The organism is Streptomyces poonensis (genome assembly GCF_014650915.1).
GTDB lineage: Bacteria > Actinomycetota > Actinomycetes > Streptomycetales > Streptomycetaceae > Streptomyces > Streptomyces poonensis.
The window spans coordinates 259337-275746 of the sequence record NZ_BMVW01000005.1 but is presented as its reverse complement, the minus strand read 5'-3'; the positions used below and the strand labels follow the sequence as shown (position 1 = coordinate 275746).

The window sequence follows — 16410 nt, the reverse complement described above, 5'->3', positions numbered from 1 at the left end:
GCCCGTCAGCTCCTGCGCCGCCTCGACCGCCACACCGCCGCCGCGGCCAGCACCGCGACCGCGCCCAGGCCCACGAACAGGCCGGCGGACGGGCCGGTGGAGGAGTCGGCGGAGCCCGCTTCGCCGGAGGCTTCCTCGGCGGACTCGTCGTCGAACTCCGGTGAGGAGCCGCCCTTGGCGCCCTCCGCGACCGGCTCGCCGCAGCCCGTCTCCGGGTAACCGTCGATGGCGCACAGCAGGGCGCTGGCGTCGTACCGCAGCGGTCCCGCGACCGCCGCGAGGGCCTCCGCCGTCGTGGCGTCCTCCGGGACGCGGGCGCACGCGGTGCGGGCCTTCGGGGGCGTCTCCCCGGACGGGGCGTCCGCCGCCGTGCCGAAGTCGATGACCAGGGCGACCCGCTTGCGGTCCGCCCGCTCCGGCGTACCGGCGCAGATCCCGTCGAAGCCGGTGGCGCCGCGCGGCTTCGCCGCGCCGCCCGCGTTGGCGGTGACCGCGAACCGCAAGCCCTGCACGGTACCGTCGGCGGGCCGCGCGGTCGACGGGCCCTGCGTCGCGAACGTCCACGACGCACCGTCCTGCCCGCCCCGCTCCCAGAACGACCAGTAGCGGTAGTCGGTGGCCGACGCCTCGCCGGCGCCCCCGAGGAGAAACACGGAGAGGAGCGCGGCGAGGAGCGAGGCCAGGACGGACGTACGACGGCGGGTCACGGCTGCTGCTTCCTGCGGCCGCTGATGAGGAAGCCGATGCCGGCGCCGGCGATCAGGAAGACGACGACGTACCACCAGGCGCCGAACACGGAGCCGTCGTCCTCGGACTTCTCCTCCTCGGACGCGGCGGACGACTCGGCCTTCTCGGGCGCCGGGCCGGTGGCGTTCAGCTTCTCCACCAGGTCCGTGCCGCCGAAGTCGCGCGGGTCGGTGCCGGTGGCGTGCGCGGCGAAGACCAGCTGGGCGTACGCGGCGGGGCCCGCCTGGACCGCCCAGGTGGGGGCGTTCTTCTCCAGCCAGGCCAGGGGCTCGCCGGTGCTGTCCTTCGCCCCGGCGGCGGCGAGCGCGACCACCGCGTCGGCGGTGTTGCCGTAGTCGGGCTGGTCCTCGGCGCCCGCGAGGGCGGACTTCAGGTAGCCGTCCTTCGCCAGCGCACCGGTGAGGTAGGCGACGCCGCCCTGGGCCGCGTCCGCGGGGGACACGTCCTCGCCGTCGGCGCACTCGGCCTTGCCGCCCGCCTTCCCGGCCTCGGCCACGAAGCCCTTGCCGAGGCCCGCGAGCACGGCGGCCGCGGTGGCGTCGGCGTTGGCGGTCAGGGCGCCCTTCTCGTCCGGCTGGTAGGCGTAGGCGCCGCCGTCGTCCTTGCCGCAGGGCACGGCGAGGGTGCGCAGGGCGTCGTACGGGGAGTTGCCCTTCTTGCTGCGCTGGTCCGCCGGGTCGTCGCCGACGGCCGCGAGGGCGCCGACGACCACGGAGGTGGAGTTGGTGTCGCTGGGCCCGTCGGCGGTGTAGCCCCAGCCGCCGTCCTCGTTCTGGGCGTCCTTCAGCCAGCGCACGGCGTGCACCGTCTCGGCCTCGTGCCCGCCGAGCGCCGCGAGGGCCTGCACGGCCGCCGCGGTGCTGTTCGTGTCGACCTGCGTCTTCGCGTCGCACTGCGCCATGGCGTCGGCACGGTACGCCGGGAAGGCCCCCTCGGCGCACTGCTGCCCCACCAGCCAGTCCACGGACTCCGCCGCGGGCTTCACACCCACGGTGTGCTGCGCGAGCAGGGCGAGCGACTGGCGCCAGACGCCGTCGTACGTGGGGTCCGTGCTGCCGTACAGCCCGGACGGTATCGCCACCGAGGGCGACGGCGACGGGGACGTGTCGGCATCGTCGGCGACGGCCGGTGCCGCCGTGCCGATGACGGCGGTGGCGGCCAGCAGCGCGGCGGTGCGGCGAACGTTCATGCTCGGCGGGTGCCTCTCCCTGCGGGGAGCCGGGCGGCACGGGACTCCCCGGGCGGCTCGGCTCCGCGTTCCTCGACGGTGCCAACGGCGGGCTGCCGGTGGCGCGAGCCGGTCACGTACCCACCGGGGCGGTCCGGCTCACCGCAAGCGGTTCGGGACTGCGGTGCGAAAGTGCGGGTCGGTGCCGGTTTTGTACCGGCTTTCCCCCGTACGGGCGCGATGACGACCCGGATACTGTACCGGCCCGTAACCGGGGCCCCGAGCGGTGGCCGTGCGTCCGCGGCGGGAGGGTGCGCGCGGTCCCGCAGGGTCCATGCCCCGGAGGCGGCCCGGGGACTCCTGGCGGCCCCGAGGTGCCTGACCGCTCAGTCGTCCGCCGGCGTCAGGTCGATCAGCCTGCACGCCGTCTCGATGTCGGCCCGGACCTGCGCGATGGAGGCCCGGCCCGAGAGCCAGGTGATCAGGGCCGAGTGCCAGGTGTGCTCGATGACGCGGACCGCGCGGAGCTGTGCGGGGGTGGGGTGCTCCCGGCCCATCGCGTCCAGGACGATCGCCGTCGTGCGGCGGGAGACCTCGTCGACCTCGGCCCGTACGCCGCGGTCCGCGAAGGTCAGGGCGCGGACCATGGCGTCGGCCAGCTGCGGCTCGCGCTGGAGTGCGCGGAAGGCCCGCATCAGGGTGCTCGCGACGCGCTCCGCCGCCGTGTCGCCGGACGGCGGCCGCTTCCGCAGGGTGCCGTGCAGATGCTCCAGTTGGTCCCGCATGACGGCGACCAGCAGATGGATCTTGGACGGGAAGTAGCGGTACAGGGTGCCGAGCGCCACCTGCGAGGACTCCGCGACCGCCCGCATCTGCACCGCCTCGAACCCGCCCCGGCCCGCCAGCCGCGCGGTCGCGTGCAGGATGCGGCGCCGCCGGGCCTCCTGGCGCGCGGTCAGCGGGGGCGTGGTGGGGTGCGTGATGCTGCTGTCGGTCCTGGCTGCGGTAGTGGCTTCCACCTTGGCCTCCGAAGGCGTGGGTCCGGTTTCGTGACAGTCGGCGAGGGGGAGCGACGAGTCAGCATGGCAGCGTGTCCGGGGGTGGCGCGAATCACCCGGTGCACCGCTCACAGCGAAAGCTACCTGCCGGTAGATTCGGAGCCTCCGAACGATCAAGTCTGAAACTTGTTCTAGATCAGCGACCGTCGTACCCTCGCGGGACAGTGCAGGGAGAAGGGGGCCAGAGTGACCGCTGAGGCCAGGCAGGCGGGTTCCCCGGAGGGCCTTGCCGCCGACGGCATGCGACCGCTCGACATAGCGCTCCTCACCTACAAGGGAAATCCTTTCTGCGGCGGCCAGGGCGTCTACGTACGGCACCTGTCCCGCGAGCTCGTCCGGCTCGGCCACCGGGTCGAGGTCATCGGCGCCCAGCCGTACCCCGTGCTCGACGAGGGCGAGGACCTGGACGGGCTCTCCCTCACCGAACTGCCCAGCCTGGACCTGTACCGCCAGCCCGACCCCTTCCGTACCCCGAAGCGCGACGAGTACCGCGACTGGGTCGACGCCCTGGAAGTCGGGACCATGTGGACCGGCGGCTTCCCCGAGCCGCTCACCTTCAGCCTCCGTGCCCGCCGCCATCTGCGCGCCCGTCGAGGCGAGTTCGACGTCGTGCACGACAACCAGACGCTCGGCTACGGCCTGCTCGGCGACATCGGCGCCCCCCTCGTCACCACCATCCACCACCCCATCACCGTGGACCGGAAGCTGGAGCTGGACGCGGCCGGGACCTGGCAGCGGCGGGCGTCCGTCCGGCGCTGGTACGCGTTCACGCGCATGCAGAAGCGGGTGGCGCGCCGGCTCCCGTCGGTGCTCACCGTCTCCGGCAGCTCCCGCCAGGAGATCGTCGACCACCTCGGCGTACGGCGGGACCGTGTCCACGTCGTACACATCGGCGCCGACACCGACCTGTTCTCGCCCGACCCGTCCGTGCCGCAGGTACCGGGCCGGATCGTCACCACCTCCAGCGCCGACGTGCCGCTCAAGGGCCTGGTCTTCCTGGTCGAGGCGCTCGCCAAGGTCCGCACCGAGCACCCCGGCGCGCACCTCGTCGTCGTCGGCAAGCGCGCCGAGGACGGGCCCGTCGCGCAGGCCATCGAACGGTACGGGCTGGGCGGCGCCGTCACGTTCGTGAAGGGCATCTCCGACGCCGAGCTGGTCGACCTCGTGCGGTCGGCCGAGGTCGCGTGCGTGCCCTCGCTGTACGAGGGGTTCTCGCTGCCGGCCGCGGAGGCCATGGCCACGGGCACGCCGCTGGTCGCCACCACGGGCGGGGCCATCCCGGAGGTCGCGGGACCGGACGGGGAGACGTGCCTCGCGGTGCCGCCCGGCGACGCGGGCGCGCTGGCCGCCGCGCTGGGCCGGCTGCTCGGGGACCCGGACCTGCGGGCCCGGCTCGGCGCGGCCGGACGCGAGCGCGTGCTGGCCCGTTTCACCTGGGCGAAGGCCGCGGAGGGCACGGTGGCCCGGTACCGCGAGGCGATCGCGCGGGCCGGGGGCACCGCGAGACCCCGCGCGGCTGCCGGATCCGCACCCGCGCCCGTACCCGAAGCCGCGACCGTGACCGACGCCGATCCCTACCCCGCCAACCCCGAAAGCAGGGCCACGTGCTGACCGTCGACTTCTCCCGGTTCCCGCTCGCCCCGGGCGACCGCGTCCTGGACCTCGGGTGCGGGGCGGGCCGGCACGCCTTCGAGTGCTACCGGCGCGGCGCCCAGGTGGTGGCGCTGGACCGCAACGGCGAGGAGATCCGCGAGGTCGCCAAGTGGTTCGCGGCGATGAAGGAGGCCGGTGAGGCCCCCGCCGGGGCGACGGCCACCGCGATGGAGGGCGACGCCCTCGCGCTGCCGTTCCCCGACGCCTCCTTCGACGTCGTGATCATCTCCGAGGTCATGGAGCACATCCCCGACGACAAGGGCGTGCTCGCCGAGATGGTGCGCGTGCTGAAGCCGGGCGGCCGGATCGCCGTCACCGTGCCCCGCTACGGCCCCGAGAAGGTCTGCTGGGCGCTCTCCGACGCGTACCACGAGGTCGAGGGCGGCCACATCCGTATCTACAAGGCCGACGAGCTGCTGCGGAAGATGCGCGAGGCGGGCCTGCGTCCGTACGGCTCCCACCACGCCCACGCGCTGCACTCGCCGTACTGGTGGCTGAAGTGCGCGTTCGGCGTCGACAACGACAAGGCGCTGCCGGTGAAGGCGTACCACAAGCTCCTGGTCTGGGACATCATGAAGAAGCCGCTGGTGACGAAGGTCGCCGAGCAGGCCCTCAACCCCCTCATCGGCAAGAGCTTCGTGGCGTACGCGACCAAGCCGCACCTGCCGCGCGTGGACGCCGAGTGACCACCCCCCGCACCGAGCACCTCGTCCTGCCCGGGGTCCTCACGGCCGAGGAGGCCGCCCGGACCGTGCGCGGCATCCTCGCCGTGCAGCGGGAGGACGGCGCGATCCCCTGGTTCCGCGGCCACCACCTCGACCCGTGGGACCACGTCGAGGCGGCGATGGCGCTGGACGCGGCGGGGGAGCACGAGGCGGCCGAGCGGGCGTACGCCTGGCTGGCCCGGCACCAGAACACGGACGGCTCCTGGTACGCGGCCTACGCCGACGGCGACCCGCACGACGTCACCGACCGCGGCCGCGAGACCAACTTCGTCGCGTACGTGGCCGTCGGCGTCTGGCACCACTACCTCGCGACCGGCGACGACACGTTCCTGGAGCGGATGTGGCCGGTCGTGTTCGCGGCGGTCGAGTTCGTGCTGGCGCTCCAGCAGCCGGGCGGCCAGATCGGCTGGCGCCGGGACGACGACGGCACGGCCACTGCCGACGCCCTCCTCACCGGGTCCTCGTCCATCCACCACGCCCTGCGCTGCGCGCTCGCCATCGCCGAGCAGCGCGAGGAGCCGCAGCCGGACTGGGAGCTGGCGGCCGGCGCGCTGCGGCACGCGATCCGGCGTCACCCCGAGCGGTTCCTCGACAAGGACCGCTACTCGATGGACTGGTACTACCCGGTGCTCGGCGGCGCGCTGACCGGCCCGGAGGCCAAGTCCCGCATCGAGGAGGGCTGGGACCGCTTCGTCGTCCCCGGACTCGGGGTGCGCTGCGTGGTCCCCAACCCGTGGGTGACGGGCGGCGAGTCCGCCGAACTCGCCCTGGCGCTCTGGGCGATGGGCGAGTCCGACCGCGCGCTGGAGATCCTCCAGTCGATCCAGCACCTGCGCGACGACGTCTCCGGCCTGTACTGGACGGGGTACGTCTTCGAGGACCGCGCGATCTGGCCCGAGGAGCTGACCTCCTGGACGGCCGGCTCGCTCCTGCTGGCCGTGGCGGCCCTCGGCGGCGACGAACCCACGTGCGCGGTCTTCGGCGGCGACCGCCTGCCGTGGGGGCTGGACCCGGACTGCTGCGACGGCTGACGCCGTACGGGCCGCACAAGCCGTACGGCCGCGCGGTGGGAGCCGCCCGGCTCAGTACCGCTGCGTGCGGTTCGCGATGGCGTGGCCCACGACGAGGTAGACGACCGCGGCGAGTCCGTAGCCGGTGACGACCCGCGCCCACTCCTCGTCGAAGGTGAACAGGTCGTGGGACCAGCCGGCGAGCCAGCGGGCCGTGTCATGGACGAACCGCACGAAGTCGTTCGCGCCGTTGGCGTCCAGCAGGTACATCAGGATCCACAGGAAGATGACGGCGGCCATGACGTCCGCGACGACCGCGATGATCCTCCCTGCCTGGCTGCCGCGATATCGAGGAGACATGCTCGCCGTGTTGCCGTTGAACGCTGGATAAAACCCGGACGGCCCCGCTCCGCCCCCTCAACTCGCCCGACTCAAACGGCCGTTCGCATCCCGTACGCATGGAGTTGGCCCTTCCGGCAGCGTGCGTTCGCCGTGGTCGCGGAAGATCCTGGCCCCCGGGGGAGGGCAGGAGAACCGTGTCCGATGCTGTGTCCGACGACAGACCCACGCACTTCCAGGAACCGAGACTGGCCACGCGCCGCGGGGGACGCCTCAGGGTCCCCGGCCATGTCCTCGTCGCGTCGGCCGCCGCTCTGGCCGGGCTCCTGGCCCTGACGATCACGGGCAACACGCTGCGCCCGTTCGACCGGATCGTCACGATCGAGGCCAAGATGGCCTCCAAGTCCGACTTCTTCCGGGATCCCGAGGTGCAGCGGCTGCTGCTGCGCGAGCACGGCATCCGCGTGGATGTGCACCGGCTCGGCTCCCGCGGCATCGCCACGCACTCCTTCGCCGGCATGGATGTGGTGTTCCCGTCCGGGCAGCCCGCGGCGAAGCTGGTCCTGGACCAGCAGAAGAGGTCGGTCAGATCGTCGCGTCCCTTCGTCACCCCGTTGGTCCTCGGCACCTTCCGCGACTACGCGAAGACCCTGGAGCGGGCCGGGGTCGCGGTCCCGCAGCCCGCGGGGAACGGGGAGACGCTCTACTACGACCTGGACATGCGCAAGTTCCAGAACCTGCTCGACGGCGTGGACGGCCCGCGCGGCGCCGGGGACGGCTCGGGCCGCACCGCGGACACCTGGAACGGCATCGGCTTCGACGACATCAGCAGCCACAGCAACAGCGGCCGCGTCCTCGTCCGCACCTCCGACGTCTGCGAGTCCAACGCGGCGGGCACCTACCTGAGCATTCTCGCCTTCGTCGCGAACGGCAACCGGACGCCGGGCACGGAGAACACCAGCAGCGCCCAGAGCGCCGGCGACCGCGTCACCGCCCTCGCCGAGAGGATCAGGCCCTTCATCAACCTCCAGGGCATGTGGGCCGACGAACAGGCCGACAGCTACTTGTCCGACCTCGGCGAGAGCATCGCGCCCATCTCCCTGATCTACGAGCACCAGTACCTGGCCCACCAGATCGCCTACCAGGACAAGCACGGCGAGCAGGACACCGAGCGCGTGCTGCTCTACCCCTCGCCCTACGCCCTCACCGAACCCCAGCTCATCTCCCTGACGGAGAAGGGGGACCGGCTGGTCGAGGTGATGGACAACGACGACCGGCTGCGCGAGCGCGCCGTCGAGCTGGGCTTCCGGGTGCGCGCCAAGGGCGAGGACGACACCAGGAAACAGCTCGACGCCTACCTGAGCGGGCACGGCATCCAGGTGCCGGCGGAGAACCCCGACCGGACCAAGGTCTTCGAACCCGACCTCGACGTCCTCGAACAGATCATCAACCACGTGGGCAACTGCCCGCCCCCCGAGGGGGACACCCCGTGAGGCGGCCGGTGCGCGTCCTGACGGCCGTGCTGGCCATGGCCCTCCTCGCCGCCCTCACCTCCTCCTGCTCCTCGGACGACGACGTCACCCTGCGGGTCCTCGCCAGCCCCGAGCTCGCCGATCTCGAGCCGCTGCTGGACGAGCTGGAGGAGGACACCGGGATCGAGCTGGAGATGAGGTACGACGCCACCGCCGGCCTCGCCGGACAGCCGCCCGCCTCCGGGGACTCCCCGTACGATCTCGCGTGGCTCGCCTCGGACCGCTCCTTCCTGCTGGGGCTCCAGGAGCGACAGGCGTCCGGTGACCGGGTGGCCCGGCCCGAGTCCACACCGATCATGCGCTCGCCCGTCGTCGTCGGCCTGACCCCGGACATCGCGGAGGAGCTGCGGGCCCGGGTCCCGGGCGGACGCCTCACCTGGGCGGACATCGCGGACGCCGCCGCCGACGGCACCGTACGGTTCGGGATGGCCGACCCGCGGCGCAGCGACACCGGGCGCGCCGCGCTCGTCGGCGTCGCCACCGCGGCCGCCGGCACCGGCAGCGCGCTGCGCGAACAGGACGTGTCCTGCGACCGGCTGCGCGGCTTCCGCTCCGGCCAGACCCTGACCGGCGCCAGTTCCCGCGATCTGATCGACGCCTACGTGGACCACCAGGACGAGGCCAACGCGCTGATCGCCCACGAGTCCGAACTGCTCTCCCTCAACGCCACGGGAAAGCCGGCCGAGCCCCTGGAGATCGTGCATCCCGAGGACGGCATGGTGCTGTCCGACTTCCCGCTGCTGCTGCTCGACCCCGGCAAGCGGTCCGCGTACCGCGAGGTGACGGACTGGCTGCTCGATGCCGACGCGCAGCGGAAACTGATGGAGCGGACCCACCGGCGCCCGGTCAACCAGGACGTCCGGCCCGAGCCGCGGCTGCGGGCGGCCGTCGGCAACGCCCTGTCCTTCCCCGACCGGCTCTCCATCGTCGAGCGCCTCGTCGCCGACTACGGCGATCCGCTGGGGAAGACCGCCGACCAGGTGGTGTTCCTGCTCGACTTCTCCACGTCCATGCGCGGCGAGCGGATGGCACAGCTGCGGGCCGCCTTCGCGGGGCTCAGCGGCGCGGACGAGACCTCCACCGGCAAGTTCGCCCGCTTCCACCGCGGCGAGCGGATCACGGTCGTCCGGTTCGGCGGCCGGGTGCTGGAGGAGCGGACCGTGACCGTACGCGGCGACGCCGACCTGCGGACCCTCGACGAGATCGTCACCGGGGGCGCGTTCGACGACGCCACCGCCGTGTGGTCGGCACTGGACCGGGGCTACCGCGTCGCGGCCGCCGCCGTCCGCGAGGAGCCCGGACAGCCGGTCGCCGTCGTGCTGATGACGGACGGCGAGAGCAACGCGGGCATCGCCTACGAGGAGTTCCTGCGCCGCCACCGCGCACTCGGCACCGAGGCCGCCGAAGTGCCCACCTTCCCCGTCCATTTCGGCGAGGCCGACGCCACCGCCCTGCGGCGCGCCGCCACCGCGACCGGCGGCCGCATGGTCGACGCGAACCGCTCCTCGCTGTCCGACGCGTTCAAGGAGATCCGTGGGTGTCATTGACAGTCAGTGGTGGGGCCTGTGGTGGCCGTGGCTGGTCGTCTGGGCGCTGACGGCCGGCTGCCTCGCCGTGGTGCTCCGGTACGTGGTGGCACGCCTCGGCCGGCTGCGCAGAGGCCGCGGGGGCAGAGCCCGGACCATGGGATACGGCATGTGCTTCTTCCTGCACCGGGAGCGCGTGATGAACCTCTACCAGTTCGGCGGCTTCTCCGCCGCTCTGGAACAGGAGGTCGCCGAAGAGACCAACGTCACGACCAAGAACACACTGTCGCCGAAGTCGTTCCTGGGCGGGGTCGAGGCAGGCCGGGAGGCCAGCAGGCAGCGCGTCACCGAGTACGTCCAGACGAGCACTCCCATCACGGTGATACGGCTGCTCATGGACACGATGCGCAAGGAGGACGTCATCGTGGACGTCGACCTCGCCTCCGGGCTGCTCATCCCCAACCGGGCGCTCGGTGAGAATCTGCGTGACCGGGGCGACGCCCACCGGGCACCCGTGTCCGCCGCCGCGGCCGTCTCGGCATTCGTGCTGGTCAACGGCCGGTTCAGCGCACAGAAGCTGGACAACGACGACATCGTGCTGTGCGCCCGCTACGGCCGTGGGGAACCGCCCGCCCAGGTGCGGATCCCCTGCGAGGCGGACGGGCTCCTCGAAGGCCAGAACCCGGACTATCTCAACGGGGAGTTCCAGGCCCGCTGCCTCGCCAGGGTCCACACCTGGAACCGTGAGACGGGGGAGCTGACGCTGAACCCAGTCGCGGTCTTCCGCTGAGCCGTACGACGACGGCCCCCCGCCCACGAGGGCGAGGGGCCGTACCGCGCATGCGGAGACGGACGGCGCGGCGGCGCGTCAGCCGCGCTGGATCCCGCTGGTGTCCTGGAGGACACCGCGGCGGCCGTCCTGCGTCTGGGCGACGAGGTTCGGGCCGCGCTGCTCGACGGCCAGGTACCAGGTGCCCGGCGCGAGCTCGGCGATGGTGTTCTGGGAGCCGTCCTCCGCGAACAGCGGACGCGGCACCGGCACGGCGAACCAGAACGGCGAGAAGTCGCTCGGCGCGGGCTGCGGCTGCGGCTGCGGCTGCGCCTGCGGGGCCTGGCCCTGCGGCTGGGGCTGCTGCGGCTGGCCGCCGAACGACTGGCCCGGCTGACCGGGCTGGCCCGGCTGGACGCCGTAGGGCTGGCCGGGCTGCTGCTGGGCGCCCGGGTAGCCGTAACCGGCGGGCGGCTGCGCGCCGTACGGCTGCGGGTTCTGCGGGCGGGGGGCACCGACGAGGGCGGCCTTGAGGGCCGGGACGAGGGGGGTGGCCACGGCCGCGGCGGCCATGATCAGGGTGGCGATGAGGGCGAGGATCAGGCCCGTGCCCGCGTCGCCGGTCTCCCCGCTGGAGAGGTTGTCGGCGCCGCCGGTCGGGTCGAAGACGTTGCCGAGCGCGCTCCACGCGGCGAAGACCGTGAAGGCGATGCCGAACTGGCCGAGGTCGAGACCCGCGACCTTCGGCGCCTGCGGCAGCCCCCGGGCGACGACGACCAGCGCCGCACCGATGATGCCGGCCAGTACCACGCCGAGCAGGACCGGCCCGCTGCCCCAAAGGTTCGGCAGGTCGACGCTGTCGGGAACCCCGTCGATCGAGTAGAGGTCGAGGAACGACGCGATGAACAGCAATACCGCTGCTCCGATCACCACGCCGTCGCCTCTAGTGAGGGAGCGGATATTCACTTCAGGTCCTTCGTCAGTCGTCTCGTCATCGGTGGAGGCGTCGCTGACACCATGTCGCCGGCTGGGCCGTGGTGCGAAGCGCGGGGGTGGCCCCTCGTCACAGGACGACCTTATCGCCCGCCTGACGAGGCTGTCCGCCGGGATCGACGCGCTGATCACGACTCGCCCGTTACGTGCGCAGGAAACTCACGATTCCCTCAGAGATGCCCTGTGCCGCCTTCTGCCGCCAGGCGCCGCTGGTCAGCCGCGCCGCGTCCTGGCCGTCCCGCATGTTGCCGCACTCGATGAACACCTTGGGAACCGTCGAGAGATTGAGACCGCCCAGGTCCGTCCGGGTGTCCAGCCCGGTGCCGCCGCCCACGTAGTTGGACGGCGCGCTGCCCGTCACGGCCACGAACCGGCCCGCGATCCGCTCGCCCAGCTCCCGGGACGGCCCGGTGATCGGCCGGGTGTCGGCGGCGCCCTCGTGCACGGCGCCCGGCAGGATCACATGGAAGCCGCGGTTGCCGGCCGCGGACCCGTCGGCGTGGATCGACACCACGGCGTCGGCCCCCGCCTCGTTCCCGATCCGCGCCCGCTCGTCGACGCACGGCCCCCACGCCCGGTCGCCGTCCTGCGTGAACTTCACGGTCACGCCCTGCTCTTCCAGGACGGTACGCAGCCGCCGCGCCACGTCCAGCGTGAAGTCGGCCTCCGCGTAACCGGAGTTGGTGGACGTCCCCGTGGTGTCGCACTCCTTGCTGTTCGTCCCGATGTCCACCTGGCGGTTGATCTCGGTGGTGTGCCGGAAGTTGCCGGGGTTGTGACCGGGATCGATGACGACGACCTTGCCCTTGAGAGGACCGGAGGCGACGGGCGCAGAGGCGCTGCCGGCGGAGGCGCTCGGCTTCCTGCCGCCGTCGGTCGGCGTCCTGTCCGGCGAGGAGCGGGTCCCCGGGTCCGTCGGCTCACCGGACGCCGGTGCGGTGGCCGCGGACGACGACGCGGACGCCGCCGCCGTACCACCGTCGTCGCCCCCCGCGTCAGGGGCGCCCGTGGCCTGCCACAGCAGCCATCCCGCCAGGGCACCCGGCACCAGCGCGGCCACCGCGACGGTCAGCGGGCGCCGCAGGAACGAGCGGCGGGGCGGGGTCGGTTCGAAGTCCGGTCCTACGTACGACACGTCAGTCACCATACGACCCGGCCCGGCGGCCCGCAGGGCGCCTGCGCTCCTCGGGTGATGTGCCCGTGCGGGAAACGGTGACATCTCTGTGCGGGAAGTGACCGGTGAGATATGGACCGGACGGGCGTGCGCGGGGCACAGTACGAGAGTGCTGGAGGTGGTGATCGCGGTCGTCGGAGCCGTGGTGGGTGTCTCGTCGCTCGCCCTGAGCGTCGCCGTACACCGCCACAACGTCCGGCAGGCCGAGCGGCTCGCCGAACGCGAGCGCCGTGTCGAGCGGCGGGAGCAGGAAGCCGACGAGCGGGAGACGCTGGTCCAGCCGTCGATGCTCCAGATGACGCTGACCAGCAGCCCGTCGCCGCTCGTGGACGGCTATGTGCAGTGGTGGCTGGAGGCGGCCAACACCAGCAATCAACCGTTGCAAGGGGTGACGCTCTGTTATGACGGGGTGCCCCTGGGCCGGCAGAGCGTGCTGCTGCCGGCCGGTGGGACGGTCCGGACGCAGCTTCCTCCGGTTGCCGCCACTGAGGCGCCGCCCTCTCCGCTGCTGTGTTCCGCCGAGTTCACGGACGCCGGGGGGAAGCGGTGGCGCCGACTGGCGAACGGGCGGCTCCAGTCCTGGGCGGTGGGTGCCGACGGCGCGGGTCGGTGGCGCACACCGGTGGCACCCGTCGTCGACCCGCATCCGGTGCAACTCGGCGCCCCGCGGGACGTGATGGGCCCGCCGCCGGCGGGAGGGGTCTTCCGTCCACCGCCGGCTCGGCGTTCCCCGGTCGCCGCCGTAGCGCTCGTGCTCATGCTCGTGCTGGTGGCGGTCACGGTGTGGCTGCTCGTGCGCTGAAACGGTACTGCCGACGTACCGTCAGATCCCGGCCCCCGTCCGCCGCAGCACCCGCAGCGAGTCCGTCGCCGACACCTCCTCGAAGGCGCCGGAGTCCAGGGCCCGGAGGTAGACGCGGTACGGGGCCTGGCCGGTGAACTCGTCCTCCGGTTCCGGGAAGACGTCGTGGATGACCAGCAGCCCGCCCTCGGCCACGTGCGGGGCCCAGCCCTCGTAGTCGGCGCCGGCGTGCTCGTCGGTGTGGCCGCCGTCGACGAAGACGAAGCCGAGCGGGGACCGCCAGAAGGCCGCCACCTGCGGGGAGCGGCCGACCACCGCCACCACGTGGTCCTCCAGACCCGCCTTGCGCAGGGTGCGGCGGAACGTGGGGAGCGTGTCCATGAGGCCCACCTCGGGGTCCACGGTGGACGGGTCGTGGTAGTCCCAGCCCGGCTGCTGCTCCTCGCTGCCCCGGTGGTGGTCCACCGTGATCGCGGTGACCCCGGACCGGCGGGCCGCGTCGGCGAGCAGGATCGTGGAGCGGCCGCAGTACGTGCCGACCTCCAGGAGGGGCAGCCCCAGCCGCCCCGCGCCGACGGCCGCCTCGTACAGCGCGAGGCCCTCCCGTACGGGCATGAACCCCTTCGCGGCCTCGAAGGCGGCGAGGATCTCCGGCTCGGGTGCTGTGGGCATGGGGTTCCTCCGTCGTGCGGGTGCTGTGCGTGCCGTGGATGGGGGCGGGACGGCGGCCCATGCTGCCCTACCCCCGGACCGGGCCCGCGGCGGGGGTCACGACGCGACCGGCCTGGTTCCCGAGGACGAGTCCGCGTGCGGCGAAAGTCCCGTGCCATGAGCGACCGTCGTTGAGAACATGACACGCATGCTCCGTGCCGCTGCAGAAACCCGTACCCCCAGCCGTATCATGCCGCCGCCCACCTGGCTCCTGGTGGCGCTCGCGTGTTCCGGGCAGTTCCTCGTCGTCCTGGACGTGTCCGTCGTCAATGTGGCCCTGCCCTCCATGCGCACCGACCTCGGGCTCGGCGACACGGGACTCCAGTGGGTGGTGAACGCGTACACGATCGCCTTCGCCGGCTTCATGCTGCTCGGCGGGCGGGCCGGCGACCTCTACGGGCGCAAGCGGATGTTCCTGGTCGGGCTCGCCGTCTTCACGCTGGCGTCGCTGGGCGGCGGGCTCGCCCAGGACGGATGGCAGCTGCTCGCGGCCCGCGCCGCGCAGGGGCTGGGCGCCGCGGTGCTCGCCCCCGCCACGCTCACCATCCTCACCGCGGCCGTACCGGAGGGACCGGCACGCGCGCGTGCCATAGCGACCTGGATGGCGGTCGGCGCGGGCGGCGGAGCCGCGGGCGGCCTGGTCGGCGGTGTTCTGGTGGACTTCCTGTCCTGGCGGTGGGTGCTCCTCATCAACGTGCCGGTAGGGGCCGTCGTCCTGGCCGGCTCCCTCCGGTGGCTCGTGGAGAGCCGGGCCGGGGACGGGCGGCGGCTCGACCTCCCCGGCGCGGTCCTGGTGACGGCCGGTCTCGCGACCCTGGCCTACGGCATCGTGCAGACGGAGGCCGAGGGCTGGGCGGCGGCGTCGGCGCTCGTGCCGCTGCTCGCCGGACCGGCACTGATCGGTGCCTTCCTCGCCGTCGAGGCGCGCACCGCGGCACCGCTGATGCCGCCGAAACTGCTGCGGCTGCGGTCGGTGGCGTCGGCGAACGCGGCGATGTTCCTGTCCGGCTCGGTGACCTTCTGCATGTGGTACTTCATCACGCTGTACGCGCAGAACGTGCTCGGCTACACCCCGCTGGAGGCCGGGCTCGCCAGTATGCCGAGTTCGCTGGCGGTGGTGCTGGGCGCCAAGACCGCGCCGCGGCTGATGCGGACGCTGGGGGCGCGGCACGTCGTGGTCCTCGGAATGCTGGTGTCCGCCGCCGGGTTCGGCTGGCAGTCGACGATGACGGCGGACGGCGCGTACCTGACCGCGATCATGATCCCCGGCGTGCTGATGATGACGGGCGCGGGCCTGGCGTCGACCCCGCTCGCCGCGCTCGCCACGTCCGGGGCGGCGCCGGGCGACGCCGGACTGGTCTCCGGGCTGGTCAACACCTCGCGCACGATGGGCGGTTCGCTGGGCCTGGCCGTCATGTCGACCGTCGCTGCGTCCCGTACGGGTACGGCGTCCGCGGGCGGCGGTCCGGCGTCGGCGGAGGCGCTCGCGGCCGGGTACGCGCTGGTGTTCCGTACGGGCGGGACCGTGCTGCTCGCGGCGACGCTGCTGATGCTGGCGTGGCTGCCGCGGCAGCTCCGTCAGCCTCAGGGCCGGCCTCAGAGCCAACCCTGATGGCGGGCCTCCCGCATCGCCTCCATGCGTCCATGCGGTTGCGGGTGCCCGTCTTGCCGATGGCGGAGGAGAGGTAGTTGCGCACGGTGGACTGGGGGAGGTGGAGCCTCGCGGCCATGTCGGCGACGGTCGCCCGACCGCGGAGGCGATGTACAGCAGCGCCACGTCGGGCCACCGGGCAGCAGTCCGAGCTACGCGGCAGGGCGTCCGCCGAGGCCCGCCAGGTCGACGGAGACGAGATTCCCGCCCGCCGCCCGGCGCAGCTGCTCACCGGTGCCGTCGGCCACGACCCGGCCGCGGTCGACGACGACGATGCGATCGGGGTACGCGTCGGCCTCGTCCAGGTAGTGCGTGGAGAACAGCACGGTGCGGCCGCGCTCCGCGTACGCCCGCATCGACGCCCAGAACGCGTGCCGCGCCTCCACGTCGAGGGCGGCCGTCTCCCGGCGCGCCACGGTCAGATCCACGCCGTCCACGGCCCGTACGGCGCCGTACGACTTGACCGCCCCCGTGAAGGACACGGCCGGTGCCTCCGGCGTCCGCGTCCCGTCTGTCTTCGTCATGGCCACGACGCATACGGACCCGGGGGCG

15 protein-coding genes and 2 pseudogenes are annotated in these 16410 nt (G+C 73.1%); 8 read left to right on the top strand and 9 right to left on the bottom strand.

Features of this window, described 5'->3' with window-relative positions; genetic code table 11:
• Nucleotides 1–5: 5 nt before the first annotated feature.
• The 3 genes from IE242_RS16190 to IE242_RS16180 all read right to left on the bottom strand — a co-directional run bounded on the left by IE242_RS16190 (nucleotide 6) and on the right by IE242_RS16180 (nucleotide 2934).
• Nucleotides 6–707 (bottom strand): SCO2322 family protein, encoded by a 702-nt coding sequence (locus IE242_RS16190; RefSeq protein ID WP_229858973.1) that lies wholly within the window; start codon nucleotides 705–707, stop codon nucleotides 6–8.
• On the bottom strand, nucleotides 704–1936 hold the full coding sequence (locus IE242_RS16185; RefSeq protein ID WP_189859707.1) for an SCO2321 family membrane protein: 1233 nt from the start codon (nucleotides 1934–1936) through the stop codon (nucleotides 704–706). Before IE242_RS16185 ends, IE242_RS16190 begins: the two co-directional genes overlap by 4 nt.
• Nucleotides 1937–2301: 365 nt before the next feature.
• A complete protein-coding gene (locus IE242_RS16180; RefSeq protein WP_189859705.1) occupies nucleotides 2302–2934 on the bottom strand; it encodes a TetR family transcriptional regulator in 633 nt (210 codons plus the stop codon).
• A gap of 225 nt (nucleotides 2935–3159) precedes the next feature.
• On the opposite strand from IE242_RS16180, the gene IE242_RS16175 reads away from it, so the two are divergent.
• From IE242_RS16175 to IE242_RS16165, 3 genes are read left to right on the top strand one after another with little or no spacing between them, the layout of a single operon-like run.
• Nucleotides 3160–4584: a glycosyltransferase family 4 protein gene (locus IE242_RS16175; protein WP_189859704.1), complete on the top strand. Its 1425-nt coding sequence runs from the start codon at nucleotides 3160–3162 to the stop codon at nucleotides 4582–4584.
• Entirely contained in the window at nucleotides 4578–5312 is a 735-nt protein-coding gene (locus IE242_RS16170) for a class I SAM-dependent methyltransferase (RefSeq protein WP_189859702.1), read from the top strand. The genes IE242_RS16175 and IE242_RS16170 overlap by 7 nt, the downstream gene beginning before the upstream one ends.
• Nucleotides 5309–6382 carry a prenyltransferase/squalene oxidase repeat-containing protein gene (locus IE242_RS16165; RefSeq protein ID WP_189859700.1) on the top strand — a complete coding sequence of 358 codons (1074 nt, stop codon included), beginning with the start codon at nucleotides 5309–5311 and terminating at the stop codon, nucleotides 6380–6382. The genes IE242_RS16170 and IE242_RS16165 overlap by 4 nt, the downstream gene beginning before the upstream one ends.
• Before the next feature lie 51 nt (nucleotides 6383–6433).
• Here the strand turns inward: IE242_RS16165 and IE242_RS16160 are convergent, their stop codons facing one another.
• Nucleotides 6434–6721 (bottom strand): hypothetical protein, encoded by a 288-nt coding sequence (locus IE242_RS16160; RefSeq protein ID WP_189859698.1) that lies wholly within the window; start codon nucleotides 6719–6721, stop codon nucleotides 6434–6436.
• 176 nt (nucleotides 6722–6897) lie between these two features.
• Between IE242_RS16160 and IE242_RS16155 the strand changes: the two genes are divergently transcribed.
• Genes IE242_RS16155 through IE242_RS16145 form a run of 3 tightly spaced genes read left to right on the top strand, consistent with a single transcriptional unit; the run spans nucleotide 6898 to nucleotide 10548 of the window.
• Nucleotides 6898–8193 carry a hypothetical protein gene (locus tag IE242_RS16155; protein WP_189859695.1) on the top strand — a complete coding sequence of 432 codons (1296 nt, stop codon included), beginning with the start codon at nucleotides 6898–6900 and terminating at the stop codon, nucleotides 8191–8193.
• A complete protein-coding gene (locus IE242_RS16150) occupies nucleotides 8190–9779 on the top strand; it encodes a substrate-binding domain-containing protein (protein WP_229858970.1) in 1590 nt (529 codons plus the stop codon). The genes IE242_RS16155 and IE242_RS16150 overlap by 4 nt, the downstream gene beginning before the upstream one ends.
• A complete protein-coding gene (locus IE242_RS16145; RefSeq protein ID WP_189859693.1) occupies nucleotides 9766–10548 on the top strand; it encodes a hypothetical protein in 783 nt (260 codons plus the stop codon). Before IE242_RS16150 ends, IE242_RS16145 begins: the two co-directional genes overlap by 14 nt.
• Nucleotides 10549–10626: 78 nt before the next feature.
• On the opposite strand, the gene IE242_RS16140 is transcribed toward IE242_RS16145, so the two are convergent.
• Both IE242_RS16140 and IE242_RS16135 read right to left on the bottom strand, forming a co-directional pair.
• Complete coding sequence (locus tag IE242_RS16140; protein ID WP_189859691.1) at nucleotides 10627–11493, bottom strand: DUF5336 domain-containing protein; 867 nt, start codon at nucleotides 11491–11493, stop codon at nucleotides 10627–10629.
• Nucleotides 11494–11662: 169 nt separating this feature from the next.
• Nucleotides 11663–12655, bottom strand: coding sequence for an N-acetylmuramoyl-L-alanine amidase (locus tag IE242_RS16135; protein ID WP_189859689.1), 993 nt, complete (start codon nucleotides 12653–12655; stop codon nucleotides 11663–11665).
• A gap of 148 nt (nucleotides 12656–12803) precedes the next feature.
• On the opposite strand from IE242_RS16135, the gene IE242_RS16130 reads away from it, so the two are divergent.
• Nucleotides 12804–13496 (top strand): hypothetical protein, encoded by a 693-nt coding sequence (locus IE242_RS16130; protein WP_189859687.1) that lies wholly within the window; start codon nucleotides 12804–12806, stop codon nucleotides 13494–13496.
• 21 nt (nucleotides 13497–13517) lie between these two features.
• On the opposite strand, the gene IE242_RS16125 is transcribed toward IE242_RS16130, so the two are convergent.
• Nucleotides 13518–14168, bottom strand: a complete 651-nt coding sequence (locus tag IE242_RS16125; RefSeq protein WP_189859685.1) for a class I SAM-dependent methyltransferase — start codon at nucleotides 14166–14168, stop codon at nucleotides 13518–13520.
• Between the two features lie 178 nt (nucleotides 14169–14346).
• On the opposite strand from IE242_RS16125, the gene IE242_RS16120 reads away from it, so the two are divergent.
• Nucleotides 14347–15819: an MFS transporter gene (locus IE242_RS16120; RefSeq protein WP_189859683.1), complete on the top strand. Its 1473-nt coding sequence runs from the start codon at nucleotides 14347–14349 to the stop codon at nucleotides 15817–15819.
• Here IE242_RS16120 and IE242_RS16115 read toward each other — a convergent pair.
• Nucleotides 15804–15952: pseudogene (locus tag IE242_RS16115) on the bottom strand (DNA-binding response regulator); the annotation flags it as partial. The gene IE242_RS16120 and the pseudogene IE242_RS16115 sit on opposite strands and share 16 nt — an antisense overlap.
• Nucleotides 15953–16034: 82 nt before the next feature.
• Nucleotides 16035–16265: pseudogene (locus tag IE242_RS16110) on the bottom strand (ABC transporter ATP-binding protein); the annotation flags it as partial.
• Between the last annotated feature and the right edge of the window lie 145 nt (nucleotides 16266–16410).

What these genes read in the sequence shown, in the direction of transcription:
- IE242_RS16185 (WP_189859707.1), bottom strand. Translation starts at nt 1,936, where the DNA reads ATGAACGTTCGCCGCACCGCCGCGCTGCTGGCCGCCACCGCCGTCATC.
- IE242_RS16160 (WP_189859698.1), bottom strand. Translation starts at nt 6,721, where the DNA reads ATGTCTCCTCGATATCGCGGCAGCCAGGCAGGGAGGATCATCGCGGTC.
- IE242_RS16125 (WP_189859685.1), bottom strand. Translation starts at nt 14,168, where the DNA reads ATGCCCACAGCACCCGAGCCGGAGATCCTCGCCGCCTTCGAGGCCGCG.
- IE242_RS16120 (WP_189859683.1), top strand. Translation starts at nt 14,347, where the DNA reads ATGACACGCATGCTCCGTGCCGCTGCAGAAACCCGTACCCCCAGCCGT.